Genomic DNA, 12,954 nt, shown 5'->3' on the forward strand with positions numbered 1-12,954 from the left:
ACATTCTCCAGGAAGGTGAGGGGAGCGATTGCTCCCCTAAAATTAAGAGGCGATTTGACTTTGCTGTAGCGCCGTGGCTTTCTCAGCCGCGACAAACTGTCGGGCGCGACGCCAGGTCAGCAGTACGCCGGCCAGATAGATAATGGCAATGACGGCGAAGCCGACGATATTCTGCCAGGTAAAAAGTTGAATCAGCAGCCAGGTGATGGGGGAACCGCCCTGATCCAGCGAGGCGACTTGTCCGCCAGCTTTTAGCGCTCCGGCATTGGCAGCCAGTTGGGTATGCAGGCCAATCGTCTGGGTGGCTATCCACAGGGTGATACCCATAATAATGACACCTGAAATCAGCGTGCGGAACAGGTTGCCCTGGTGTACCGCGACCGCCATCGCAATAAAGAAACCGATGGTGGCGAGGTCGCCGAACGGCAGCACCTGGTTCCCCGGTACTAAGACGGCAATCAGGATGGTCAGCGGAATGAATATCAGGCTCGCGGAGACAACAGAGGTATGACCGAGCAGTAGCGCTGGATCAAGGCCTATCAGGAACTCCTGCCCGCCAAATTTAGCCTGTAGACGTTTACGCGCATGTTTCGCGATAGGCGTTAGGCCATCCATAATAGGTTTAATGACGCGTGGCATAAGCAGCATCACCGCTGCGGTTTTGACCGCCAGTTGCAGAACGGCTTTGGCGTCGTAGCCTGCCAGTACACCAATCACCAGCCCCATCACGAAGCCGACAGTCACCGGCTCGCCAAACGGTCCGAAGCGTTTCTGGACATCGTCTGCGCTAAAGTGAATACGATTGAGACCCGGAATTTTCTCGATAATGGTATCAACGAGCACCGCCACGGGGCCCAGGTACGCGGATGAGCCGTGTGGGATAGCAATCCCCTCGAGGCCAAAATAGTCGCGGGTATCTTTGGCAAACCAGTCCCCCAGTTTGTAGACAAAGGCGGCATGAACCACAACGCCCAGAATCCCCAGCCAGTATGAACCGGTCGCCAGATGCAGCATGGCGCCCGTGAAGGTCATGTGCCAGATATTCCAGATATCGACATTCACCACGCGGGTCATGCGGGTCACTAGCATCAGGACGTTAACCCCGATGGCGACAGGGATCGCGACCAGCGCGATTTGTGACGCCCAGGTCATGGGCGATGAACCCGGCCAGCCGACGTCAATAACGTGGAGATTGATTTGGAAATGTTCCGCCATGGCTTTCGCCGCGGGGCCGATAGAATCCAGCATCAGGCCGATGACCAGACCAATACCCACGAAGCCGATACCAATATGCAAACCCGATTTAAAACAATCCCCAAGCTTCATTCCCAGCAGTTTAGAGAACACGATGATCACCAGAGGCAGCATCACCGTTGGGCCTAAGTCGAGGATATAACGCATTATTTCGCTAAACATACGTTACCCCATGAGAATGGACAGAATTTTTTGCTGTAATGCTTCAATACCCACGCCGGAAACAAAAGGCATACCGTGAACGACGGGAATATTGCCAAAGGCGCGATCGACCCTGGCAGTGGTACAGATAAGATCGGCGCCGTCCATATAGGTTTCGATTTCGGTGACCCGGCATTGCACTAAGTCGAGCTCAATATGGTTGGCATCACACAGCTCTTTAATTTCTTCCGCAGCCATCGTTGAGGTTGCAACCGCACCGCCACAGGCCACAATTACTTTACGTTTCATAGGGTATTCCTCATTATTATCAATTTATTATCAAACCTGGACGCACTGCTCAGGCTCAAGGATGGTTTCCTGAAAGCGTATCGCCAGTTCGGCATCCGGCGCGCTTAACAGGGCATCGAGGGTGCTTGGGTTCTGTAGCTCACTAAACAGGCGGCGCAGAAGTTTTAGCTGTGCCGCCGGGTTTTCAACGATTAAGGCGATGATTAACGAAACGGCAATCTCTTCGTCATCATCCGCCTGTTGAAACATGACCGGCTTATCTGGACGAATCAGATAGATAGCGGGTGATTTCGCATGAACGGCCTCGCAATGAGGGATAGCGACGGCGTGACGCTCCAGCGCAATGCCGGTAGGAAAAGACGCTTCACGTTCCACCAGCGCCTGCGGATAACTATCATGTACCACGCCTTTCGCCAGCATCTCTTTGCCAATGTGCGCCAGCGCCTGTTGGCTCGAGTCGAATGTGATTCCGGTTCGGACAAATAGTTGGCTCATAAATTCTCCATTATTCAGGCGACATCCGGCGTGCAACCGAAGCGATAAGCGCGCAGAACATCCTGAATTTTGTCAATAATCAGGTTATGCGGCGTAGGGGTGAGCACGCCCTCAGACAGGCGTTCAAACTGTACGGGCATAAACTGGCTAATTAATCCCAGCGGCAATGTGACGTTGTTCAGATTGGCGATTAACTTCTCTACGCTTTGACGAATACGCGGGTGCGGCCAGTAATAGCGAATACGGTCAGACAAACTAAAGTGGATGTCGACCATCGCCTGGCTCCAGGTTGGACGGTAGTATTTTTTCCAGTAGCCCGGTTCGTTTAGCATAACTTCATCAATGACCTCCAGTACCCGACTACGTTGTTCCGGGGAGATCAGCTCGTTTTCCATTTGCGCAAGTGCGAAAATGGCTTCGCGCAGCGCGAAAGTGAGCGCCGGGCCGACCTTCAGAATGGCGTAATGATCGCGTACCAGCGCACGGTAGGCCTGCCGCGTCTGATAATCAGTCGAATGCGCTTCATAGACCATCGGCGTTTCTTTTATCCATGCGGAGAGCGCCTGTGCCGCCTGCGGCTGATAATGAATAATCTGGGTATGATCAAATTCAACGCCCGGCTGTACCACAATGGCGATCACGCGTGACAGTGCTTCTTCCAGACCTGATTCACGAAACGCGATTTGGTGAGTTTCCAGCGTACGTGCAGCATCGACTTCGCGGGTGACATGAACGCTGCCGATGGTACTGGCTTCACCGCCAGGAACGGGCACTTCCGTGCCGATGACATAAGTCAGATGGCATTTTTGTTCTTCGTTTGCGGTCCCTTCTGCTGCTTTACAAAGCACGGCGGCACGGCGTGCAACGACCATCGGATCCAACGGTGTCGGGTCGTCAGCGCAGGACATTGACGCGTCCAGGTGAATTTTGCTAAAACCAGCGGCGACATACGCTTTTATTAACTCAACCGACTTTTCCATTGCCGCCGCTGCCGGTTCGTTCTGCCAGCAGTTAGGCCCTAAATGATCGCCACCAAGAATCAACCGCTCACGTGGAAATCCCACTTCCTGAGCAATGCCATAAACAAAATCACGAAAATCAGCCGGTTTCATTCCGGTATAACCGCCAAACTGATTCACCTGATTGGATGTGGCTTCAATCAATACCTTGTTGTCAGTATTGAGATCGAAAAGCAGAGCTGATTCGATAACCAGGGGATGAGCAGAACAAACTGAACAGATGCCCAGATGTTCTCCTGCTTTATGACGAGCAATTATTTCTTTCACTTTTATCTCCGAGTTCTTTCGTTTTTCTTCTTCGAAAGAATTTATAGGCTTTCGTAATGTTGTTTTGTGATTTTGATCTGATAAATGAAAGTTGCGAAAGGAAATGTAAGGTAACGAAATGGTGTGTAATGTCTGTAACTTCACTTTGTCATGAAAAACCGTACCCGCCGGAGCGGGCACGGAGGAACAAATGAAGGCTAATTAAACAATCGAGATAGCCAACTGCGCTTTGGCTGCATGACTTCTGGTGGTGGGGTAACGGGAACGGTGATCATCTCGCCTGCACCAGAGGCGATAAGCTCCCCGATTTCACGTAGTGCCTGCTGTGCATCTTCGCCCTGCGCCCGGAACAACAAGCGATGCCCCTTTTTCGCGCCGAGCGACACCACTCGCATCAGGTTTTTCCCGTCCACCGGGCCGGAGGCGTTATCCAGATTTTCTACCGTAATGTGGCTTTGAAACTGTTTGATAAACTTCACCAGTACCGCACTGGGTCTGGCATGTAAACCATGCGGATTATGGATGACAAACGTTGCCTGCTCACCCTCCTGCAACTCCACGGCTGCTGGCGTATTGGTCGTCGATCCAGTCAGTAGCGCTAAAACCTGACTGGGGGATTCGGCTTTAGCCAGTGCTTGCAGAATAGCGTCATCGCTGAGCACGCGAGTCAGTTGGCGCAAAATCTCAAGATGTTCATTGGAGCGCGCGGCAATTCCGGTGACCAGATACGCGGTATTGCCGTCACCCCAGTCAACGCCGTGGCGAAAAACGATTACCTTTACACCGGTTTGTAATACCGCATCGCGAGACTCTGGCGTACCGTGTGGGATCGCGATTCCATTTCCCAGATAAGTGGAAATCTGTGCTTCGCGATCCAACATGCCGCGTAAATAGTCAGTCGTGGTATTGCCAGCCGCAGATAACTTTTCCACCACACGGTGCAGAGCGGTGACTTTATCGAGGCGCTCATCGCTGATAAAAATATCGTGTTCACAGAGCTGCATTCTGACCTCCAGCCTTTGCTACAGGAGTTGTGTTGACTGAATTTTTGCGCACAGCCCACAATCTCCATAGGCCAAGCATCACCGCACCACATGCAGAGCCCGCAAGGATACATAACACCCAGGCCAGCGGCTGACTCACCAAAGGTAAAATTAAGAAGCCGCCGTGAGGAGCCGGAACCTGAATACGCAAGCTGTAGCTAAGTACTGCGGAAATGCTGGAAGCAATCATCATCATCGGGATGACACGCAAAGGATCTTTCGCTGCGAAAGGAATCGCGCCTTCAGTGATGTGTGTACAACCGAGGATATAGTTAACCATGCCTGCGGCACGTTCTTCCTCGCTAAAACCTTTTGGAAAGAAGGTGGTCGCCAGAGCAATTACCAGTGGTGGAGTAATACATGCGGCAGACACACCAGCCATAAAGTAGAAGTTGCCTTGGCCCAGTAAAAGCGTGCCGGTGACATAAGCGGCTTTGTTTACCGGGCCGCCAAAGTCAAAGGAGCACATTGCACCCACCACAATACCCAGCAATATTGGATTCGCTTCCTGTAGCGATGCCAGCCAGTTCATCATGCTATTATTGATAGCTGCGACAGGTTGCCCAAGCAGCGACATCAACACGCCAATAACCAGTACGCCAATGAGCGGCATAATAAAAATCGATTTCAGGCCTTCATACTGACGCGGTAAGCCTTCGAGTCGATTCTTTACCCATAACATCAGGTAACCGGCGGCGAATCCGGCAATTATCCCACCAAGAAATCCTGCGCCGGTAGCATTTGCCAGTAAGCCGCCGACAAATCCAGCCACCATCCCTGGTCTGCCAGAAATAGAGAATGCAATATAAGCGGTAAAGACCGGAACCATAATCGAAAAGGCTTGCTGACCGATTTTCATTAGCATTGCGGCGGTTGCATTGTATTCAGCTGAATTAGGATCAGCGGAATAAATCCCCCATAAAAACGACACCGCAATTAATATGCCTCCGGCAACTACAAAAGGTAGCATATTTGAAACACCACTCATCAGGTGCTTATAAATTTGTCGCCCCAGTGATTCTTTTTCGATAATTTCCGTGCTGGTGGTTGATTCGCCTTTACGTATTGGGGCTTCACCATTAATAACTTTGTTAATCAGCTCCGCAGGATGATGGATTGCTTCTTTTACCGGTACTTCAATAACCGGTAAACCATTAAAGCGATCAGGTAAGACATCTTTATCCGCCGCAATAATGACTCCGGCAATATCTACCAGATCAGCAGGTTGAATAGCATTTTCAACGCCACTGGCACCATTGGTTTCAACTTTTATTTCAACAGATAATTTTTTCGCGGCATTTTTTAAGGCTTCTTCAGCCATAAATGTATGCGCAATACCGGTAGGGCAGCCGGTCACTGCAATGATCTTTTTCATAAGCAGACCTTATATTGTAATTTAACCTACAGCTTTCTGACGTGGATTTGCGAAAGTAAGGTTTCTATTGCCGCAAGTTGGCCTAGTCCGGCAGAACTTGCGACATCAGCTCCTGTTGCACTGGCAAGAGATAAGGCATATTCCACTTCTCCTGTAGATAACCACTGGCTGAGAAAGGCGGCCAGTGCAGCATCGCCTGCACAGGCGGAGCTCACCAAATCAACCGTTGGCGCGCTACAAAACCAGTAATCAATCCCATTGGAGAAATACATTCCTTTAGCGCCAAGGGTTAGCAGAACATTTTGTGCACCAAGTGCATGTAAAGTGGTTAGAGTATTTTTCGCATCATTGTCGTCAGAGACAGTTAAACCGAATATTGCTTTAACCTCTTCATCATTTGGTTTAATTAATAACGGTTTGAACTCCAGTAACTGACGTAATGACGGATGACTAATATCTAAAATTACGCCGATATTTTTTTGCTGACAAATATGCATGATTTCTGCGTAAAAGCGGCTTTCAATACCTTGTGGCAGGCTGCCGCTTATCACCAGATAGTCTGCATCGGGCAGTTGCGAAATAATCGTGATAATTTGTTGTTTACATTCATCTGGAATATATGAGCCAGGGTTGACCAGTTTATATTCCTGCTTACCGTCATGAATGAAAATATTAATCCGCGTGGGTTCTTCTACCCATGCTGGTGTGACTGGCATTTTTCGGGTACGCAGGCTTTCTACAATATAATGCCCGGTGAAACCACCAAAAATGCCTAATATATGCGCAGGTATTTGAAAGTGATCCAGAACCAGCGCAACATTTACCCCTTTACCATTTGGGCAAAACTCGGTGTGGTGAGTGCGATTGACAATATTTGGCTGTAAAGGATCGCTAAATATATTCATATCAATCGCGCTATTAAGTGTTAGCGTGTAGATCACAGGCGATTCCTCACAGTTGCCCTTCACAGCCGCAAACATGAATTACTTTGCGTACCACCTCTTTCATCGCCTGTTTTGCTGGTTGCATATAGTGGCGGGGATCATTGGCTTTCGGGTTTTGTAGGAAATACTCTTTTAAGGCGTCGGAGAAGGCGATTTTCAGTTCGGTGGCAACATTGACTTTGCATACCCCAAGGCTGATGGCCTGGCGAATATCGCTTTCCGGCAAACCAGATGCCCCATGCAATACCAGAGGGATATCCACCAGAGCGCGTATTTCTGCCAGTCGCTCAAAATCAAGTTTAGGTTCAGCGGCATACATGCCGTGTGCCGTGCCGATAGCAACCGCCAGCGAATCAATGCCGGTGCGCGCCACAAACTCACGTGCTTGCTGTGGATTGGTGTAAAGGGCATCTTTGCTGTCTACCACTAAATCATCTTCGATCCCACCAAGGCGGCCCAGTTCTGCCTCCACGCTGGTGTCGTAGCGATGGCAAAAATCGACCACGCTTTTCACCAGCGCCACATTCTCTTCAAAGGGAAAGTGGGAACCATCGATCATGACTGAACGGATCCCTGCCATAACTTTGCTTTCAATATCGGCTAACGATTCATGATGATCCAGATGAATGGCCAGTGGCAGATTGTATTCACGAGCCAGATCGCCCGCGATCGCCACAATGTTACCCATTCCGGCATAGCTAAACGTGCCTGGTGTTCCGGCAACGATCAGCGGTGAGCGCATTTCTGCGGCGGTTTCTACCACCACCTGCAAGGTTTCCAGGTTATGGATGTTAAAGGCTGGCACGGCATAGCCTGCATGCTGGGCCTTCTGGAGCATATTTTTACTGGAAATAATGAACATAGTGGTCTCCGTTTATAACTTTCGAAATTAAAGTTTAAAATAAAAATAACCTTCGTTTTGAAAGTAATGTAACGATCATTGCCACACATGATTGTGATCATCAACACAAAAGCAGGATAATTTTTCTTAAATGAAAGAAAAAGTGTGGATTTAAATTTTGTTTTGTAAGTAAATGGAAGATATGAAAATTCTATAATTACTTGATTTTATTGTGATGTTTTCCATTGAGCATTCGGTGACGTGGTGCAAAATTGACATCCCCTGTCAGAAGTTTAAAAATGAAAGTTAAAGCACGGGATAACTTCCCGACGAAGCGGAAAAAAAGGGTATGTTGTGGCAAAACCATCTACCAGCCTGTTGAAAAGGCGTCTGGACATTGCCGAAATCGTCCGTAAAAACGGCGAAATAAAAGTAGACGATTTGGCTGAAATGTTATCGGTTTCAGGGGTAACGATCCGTAATGATCTCAATTACCTGGAGCAGCAAGGCTATCTGAAACGCTCCTTTGGCGGAGCGATTTACACGGCCCAACCCGTCAGAGCAGCGGTAAGCCATGAAGTGGTGCAGTCGCAGGCGTTAGAGCATAGCGTAGAGCTTGAACTGGCTAAGCAAGTTGCCCGTCTGGTCTGCGACGACGATACCGTGTTTCTGGGGGCCGGAGAGGTGTTGCGTAAAGCGCTTCCTTTCCTGGGCGATTATCGGGATCTGTGCCTTATCATCAACGATCTTAGCCATGTTGCACCGGCCCGTGATTATATCGATGGTGAAATTGTGTTGTTGGGCGGTGTACTGGGGCATAGTGGTCAGGCGTTGGGGGGCGAAATCGCCATCCAATCTTTGCAACAATTTCAACCGTCATGTTGTCTGGTGATGGTGGACCATATCAGCGAGGATGGCACGCTCAACGTGAAAAACGAAAGTGCAGCTGCTTTGCTAAGTGAATGCCTGCGCCTTAGTGGACAGAGTATTGCCGTGGTGGCGCAGCGTCCGATTCATGATGTGGCGCGTTATCCGGTAGGAAAACTGAATACGCTGAGCGCGATTATTACGCCACAGATTGTCGCCGCTGAGTACCACTCACGGTTTCTGGCCGACGGCTTAACCAACAGCTATACCAATAACGAATGTCTGACCTGGATAAACCCGACCCTGCATCAGGCAAGATGAAGGACAACGCATGAACATAACAATCGCAACATTGGGTGAATTGCTCGTCGAGTTTCTGGCAAAAAAAGAGAACCAGGGATTTTCCTCACCGGGGGAATTTTGGGGGCCGTATCCCAGTGGGGCGCCTGCCATATTTGCCGATCAGGTTGCTAAACTTGGTTTTCGTTCATTGTTGTTTAGCTGTGTTGGCAACGATGCCTTTGGCGTTATGAATATTACCCGATTGTCGCGCGATGGCGTAAATGTACAGGGAATTTCCGTACTGCCGAACGCCACAACAGGTAGTGCTTTTGTCAGCTACCGAAGCCAGGCCCAGCGAGATTTTATTTTCAACATGCCGGACAGTGCGTGCGGTTTGCTGAGTGCCGACCACCTTGATGAAACATTACTCAGGCAATATCGCCACTTTCATATTATGGGATCGTCATTATTTTCCTTTCGTTTGATCGATGCCGTACGCAAGGCGATTAGCATTGTAAAAGAAAATGGTGGCACAATTTCTTTCGATCCTAATATCCGTAAAGAGATGCTAAAGATCCGCGAAATGTCGCAGGCCTTTGAATATATTCTTGATTACACGGATTTCTTCCTGCCAAGCGATGGCGAACTGGATTATTTCGGCCTGAGCAAATCCCGCGATGAAGAGAAAATTGTCGCAAGGCTTCACAAGCGTGGAATTGCCCATGTCATCATTAAACGTGGCGCCCGTGGAGCCAGTTACTATTCAAAAGACGAACAACATCATGTGGCTGGGTATCCGGTGAAGGTGGTTGATCCTACAGGCGCTGGCGATTGCTTTGGCGCAACCTTTGTCAGCCTGTTTCTTGCGGGATATTCCGTACCCGATGCTTTAGCCCATGCTAATGCCGCAGGATCGCTGGCTATCTCTGCGCGTGGGCCGATGGAAGGCACGTCCACGCTGGCACAAATTAAAGAATTGATGAGGCAGCAGAATTAAGTAAAGGTGATTAATAGGCTGTCGTTATATTCGACATACCTCAAATTGCATGTGCTGCGACTCAAATTAGTGAGAAACGTAAGGTTGCGCTTGGCATAGAATTTCAATTTATTGAATTTGAATGGTTTTATGGTGGGTTAGGTGTTTTTGCCATATCCGGTATGAACATGGCGCAGTTTATCAAACATATGAAAACATGGCCCTTAAGCCATGTTTTGCGAGGCGCTTTCCAGAATAGATCAGGTCACAGGTGCGGGGTTAAACACTGCCAGCTGGTTATGCAATCCCCATTGATCTGAGAAAGTCTTTTTCCGGCCGCTGGCGACATCGAGAATAAAGTGAAATAGCTTCCAGCCCACATCTTCGATTGTCTCTTCACCCGTGGCGATGGTGCCTGCATTGATATCCATTAAGTCATACCAGCGGTTCGCCAGCTCGGTACGCGTCGCCATTTTAATGACCGGCACCGCCATCAGCCCGTACGGCGTGCCGCGTCCGGTGGTAAAGACCTGTACGGTAATGCCGGAAGCGACCTGCTGCGTGCCGCAGACGAAATCGCTGGCGGGCGTCGCGGCGTAAATCAGGCCGCGTTTGGTGGGGCGCTGGCCCGGCGACAATACTTCGACAATGGCGCTCTTACCCGATTTAGCGATAGAGCCCAGCGCTTTTTCCACGACGTTCGCCAGGCCGCCTTTTTTGTTGCCGGGGGACGGGTTAGCGCTGCGATCGGTTTTCCCCATATCAAGGTAGTTATCGTACCAGGCCATTTCATCCAGTAGGCGTTTACCCACGGCTTCGTTGATGGCGCGCGGCGTCAGAAGATGAATGGCATCGCGCACTTCGGTGACCTCCGAGAACATGACGGTCGCGCCGCAGCGTACCAGCAGATCGGAAGCATAACCCACCGCCGGGTTTGCCGTGACGCCAGAAAACGCATCGCTGCCGCCGCATTGCATCCCGACGACCAGCTCGGAGGCCGGGCAGGTTTCGCGCTGGCGCTGGTTCAGTTTCGTCAGATGGCGTTCGGCGACCCGCAAAATATCGTCGACCATTGATTTAAAGCCGACATGCTGCTCGTCCTGTAAACGCACAATACTGGCGCTTTCAACGGCGATGGCGGGAACATCCTCGGTGCCTTCCAGCAGCCGTTCCGGCTGCAGTTTTTCGCAACCGAGGCCAATCACCATCACTTCGCCGCCAAAATTGGGGTTGAGCGCGATATTATGAATCGTGCGAATCGGCACGACCGCCGCCGGCGCGTTGATTGCCACGCCGCAGCCGTACAGATGGTTTAGCCCTACAACGCCATCGACATTCGGGTATTTGGGCAGGAGATCGCGCTCAATCACTTTCACCACATAATCGACCACGCCCGCCACACAGTGCACGCTGGTGGTAATGCCAAGCAGATTTTTGGTGCCGACGCTGCCATCGGCGTTACGATAGCCCTCAAACGTATAGCCTTCCAGCGGCGGCAGCGGTTCCGGTACTTTGGTCGCCAGCGGTAGCGTATTCAGCGGCGGCGCTTTTGGCAGTTCAACCAGCGACTCGTCGATCCAGCTTCCGCGCGGGATGTCGCGTACCGCATAACCGATGACTTCGCCATAACGGATGATTTCGCCGTGAGCGGGGATATCCGTCAGAGCAACTTTATGGCCTTGCGGAATATGTTCAGTCAGTTCCAGGCCATCCGGAAAACGTGTTCCGGCTTTAAGACCGTGGTCATTAACAATAATTGCGACATTATCGGTTTCATGTACTTTTATATAAAACGCCGATGGCGATTCCTGGCGAATTTCGATATTGGCCATTGTTCAACATTCTCCAGCCTGGATGATAGAAATAGGATTATCTATTTTGGTTATGGTTAAATCGTTAAATCTCAATATAAGAAATAAAGTTCATGCATAATGAAATAAGAATGACAGGAGTATAAATATAAGAATGTGATCCAGATCACCGCAAATTATGAAATTTTTTATGTAGGCCGGGTAAAGCGTAAATGTGTGCATTAGCGCCCAGTATCATGGGCGTATGCTCAAAAATAAGCGTTAAATAATCCCTTTTTAATGAGCGTTTGCACAATGATTATCCGCCATAGGCTGTTTATACTGAATGGCGAATTCAGTGTATCTGACGAGTTATTTGAAAATACCATGATAATAATAAAAGACGATAAAGATATCAGAACGGTATATTGTGCTACAGGATGTGTACCACATTAGAAATAGAATGCGGAGACCCATTCTGATTTCAGATAAGCATTTTATTGTCGTTGCTATAAGTTATGGTGGCGGCATCACATGTAGAGAATTAAAGAAATAAGCGAAGGTATAAGCGATGAATAACGCTATTTTCCCGAATAAGTTTAAAGCGGCGCTAGCGGCGCAACAGGTGCAGATTGGCTGCTGGTCTGCACTGGCAAGCCCAATCACCACCGAAGTTCTCGGTCTGGCGGGATTTGACTGGCTGGTGCTGGATGGCGAACATGCGCCGAACGATGTGACCACCTTAATTCCGCAGCTAATGGCATTGAAAGGCAGCGCCAGCGCGCCTGTGGTACGTGTGCCAACCAATGAACCGGTCATTATCAAACGGATGCTGGATATTGGGTTTTATAACTTCCTGATCCCCTTTGTTGAAACGCAAGAGGAAGCGGCTCGCGCCGTCGCCTCGACGCGTTACCCGCCGGAAGGCATTCGCGGCGTCTCCGTTTCTCACCGCGCGAATATGTTCGGTACGGTGCCTGATTACTTTGCGCAGTCGAACAAAAACATCACCATTATTGTTCAAATCGAAAGCCAGTTGGGTGTCGACAATGTTGATGCCATCGCCGCAACGGAAGGCGTTGATGGCATTTTTGTCGGCCCAAGCGATTTGGCCGCCGCGCTGGGTCATCTCGGCAATGCTTCTCACCCTGACGTGCAGCAGACGATTCAACATATTTTCGCCCGCGCTAAAGCGCACGGTAAACCGTGCGGCATTCTGGCGTCGGTAGAGGCGGATGCCCGCCGTTATCTGGAATGGGGCGCGACCTTTGTCGCCGTTGGCAGCGATTTAGGCGCATTCCGCGCCAGCACGCAGAAGCTTGCCGACACCTTTAAAAAATAATCCTGGTAT

At 49.9% G+C, this 12,954-nt stretch carries 12 protein-coding genes; 3 read left to right on the plus strand and 9 right to left on the minus strand.

All coding sequences use genetic code 11. The annotated features are described in order from the left end of the window. Positions 1–42: 42 nt before the first annotated feature. The 8 genes from QEN31_RS02925 to QEN31_RS02960 form a co-directional block, all read right to left on the minus strand. Entirely contained in the window at positions 43–1,416 is a 1,374-nt protein-coding gene (locus tag QEN31_RS02925; protein ID WP_000490601.1) for a galactitol-specific PTS transporter subunit IIC, read from the minus strand. Between the two features lie 3 nt (positions 1,417–1,419). Continuing rightward, positions 1,420–1,704 (minus strand): PTS galactitol transporter subunit IIB, encoded by a 285-nt coding sequence (gene gatB / locus QEN31_RS02930; RefSeq protein ID WP_000824294.1) that lies wholly within the window; start codon positions 1,702–1,704, stop codon positions 1,420–1,422. Between the two features lie 30 nt (positions 1,705–1,734). Continuing rightward, on the minus strand, positions 1,735–2,199 hold the full coding sequence (gene gatA, locus QEN31_RS02935; RefSeq protein ID WP_000080445.1) for a PTS galactitol transporter subunit IIA: 465 nt from the start codon (positions 2,197–2,199) through the stop codon (positions 1,735–1,737). A 14-nt stretch (positions 2,200–2,213) separates the two neighbouring features. Next, entirely contained in the window at positions 2,214–3,485 is a 1,272-nt protein-coding gene (gatZ, locus tag QEN31_RS02940) for a tagatose-bisphosphate aldolase subunit GatZ (protein WP_000658628.1), read from the minus strand. Between the two features lie 197 nt (positions 3,486–3,682). Beyond that, the gene (locus QEN31_RS02945) at positions 3,683–4,489 is read right to left on the minus strand and encodes an HPr family phosphocarrier protein (RefSeq protein ID WP_001175242.1); all 807 of its coding nucleotides are present in this window, start codon (positions 4,487–4,489) and stop codon (positions 3,683–3,685) included. Beyond that, complete coding sequence (locus QEN31_RS02950; protein ID WP_000719916.1) at positions 4,476–5,903, minus strand: PTS fructose transporter subunit IIC; 1,428 nt, start codon at positions 5,901–5,903, stop codon at positions 4,476–4,478. Before QEN31_RS02950 ends, QEN31_RS02945 begins: the two co-directional genes overlap by 14 nt. Before the next feature lie 26 nt (positions 5,904–5,929). Beyond that, positions 5,930–6,844, minus strand: a complete 915-nt coding sequence (gene pfkB / locus QEN31_RS02955) for a 1-phosphofructokinase (RefSeq protein ID WP_001520582.1) — start codon at positions 6,842–6,844, stop codon at positions 5,930–5,932. A 10-nt stretch (positions 6,845–6,854) separates the two neighbouring features. Continuing rightward, entirely contained in the window at positions 6,855–7,709 is an 855-nt protein-coding gene (locus QEN31_RS02960; protein WP_000469985.1) for a tagatose bisphosphate family class II aldolase, read from the minus strand. Positions 7,710–8,042: 333 nt separating this feature from the next. Here QEN31_RS02960 and QEN31_RS02965 point away from each other — a divergent pair, with 333 nt between their 5' ends. Both QEN31_RS02965 and QEN31_RS02970 read left to right on the plus strand, forming a co-directional pair. Then, complete coding sequence (locus QEN31_RS02965) at positions 8,043–8,876, plus strand: DeoR/GlpR family DNA-binding transcription regulator (protein WP_001118363.1); 834 nt, start codon at positions 8,043–8,045, stop codon at positions 8,874–8,876. A gap of 10 nt (positions 8,877–8,886) precedes the next feature. After that, positions 8,887–9,834, plus strand: coding sequence for a sugar kinase (locus tag QEN31_RS02970; RefSeq protein ID WP_001027807.1), 948 nt, complete (start codon positions 8,887–8,889; stop codon positions 9,832–9,834). Between the two features lie 239 nt (positions 9,835–10,073). On the opposite strand, the gene garD is transcribed toward QEN31_RS02970, so the two are convergent. After that, positions 10,074–11,645: a galactarate dehydratase gene (gene garD, locus QEN31_RS02975; RefSeq protein ID WP_001273723.1), complete on the minus strand. Its 1,572-nt coding sequence runs from the start codon at positions 11,643–11,645 to the stop codon at positions 10,074–10,076. 529 nt (positions 11,646–12,174) lie between these two features. Here garD and garL point away from each other — a divergent pair. Further along, a complete protein-coding gene (gene garL, locus QEN31_RS02980) occupies positions 12,175–12,945 on the plus strand; it encodes a 2-dehydro-3-deoxyglucarate aldolase (RefSeq protein WP_099949604.1) in 771 nt (256 codons plus the stop codon). Positions 12,946–12,954: the final 9 nt, after the last annotated feature.

Source organism: Salmonella sp. SA15303 (assembly GCF_029962125.1).
GTDB lineage: Bacteria > Pseudomonadota > Gammaproteobacteria > Enterobacterales > Enterobacteriaceae > Salmonella > Salmonella enterica.

What these genes read in the sequence shown, in the direction of transcription:
- QEN31_RS02950 (WP_000719916.1), bottom strand. Translation starts at nt 5,903, where the DNA reads ATGAAAAAGATCATTGCAGTGACCGGCTGCCCTACCGGTATTGCGCAT.
- QEN31_RS02945 (WP_001175242.1), bottom strand. Translation starts at nt 4,489, where the DNA reads ATGCAGCTCTGTGAACACGATATTTTTATCAGCGATGAGCGCCTCGAT.
- QEN31_RS02925 (WP_000490601.1), bottom strand. Translation starts at nt 1,416, where the DNA reads ATGTTTAGCGAAATAATGCGTTATATCCTCGACTTAGGCCCAACGGTG.
- gatB (WP_000824294.1), bottom strand. Translation starts at nt 1,704, where the DNA reads ATGAAACGTAAAGTAATTGTGGCCTGTGGCGGTGCGGTTGCAACCTCA.
- garL (WP_099949604.1), top strand. Translation starts at nt 12,175, where the DNA reads ATGAATAACGCTATTTTCCCGAATAAGTTTAAAGCGGCGCTAGCGGCG.
- garD (WP_001273723.1), bottom strand. Translation starts at nt 11,645, where the DNA reads ATGGCCAATATCGAAATTCGCCAGGAATCGCCATCGGCGTTTTATATA.
- QEN31_RS02960 (WP_000469985.1), bottom strand. Translation starts at nt 7,709, where the DNA reads ATGTTCATTATTTCCAGTAAAAATATGCTCCAGAAGGCCCAGCATGCA.
- QEN31_RS02970 (WP_001027807.1), top strand. Translation starts at nt 8,887, where the DNA reads ATGAACATAACAATCGCAACATTGGGTGAATTGCTCGTCGAGTTTCTG.
- gatA (WP_000080445.1), bottom strand. Translation starts at nt 2,199, where the DNA reads ATGAGCCAACTATTTGTCCGAACCGGAATCACATTCGACTCGAGCCAA.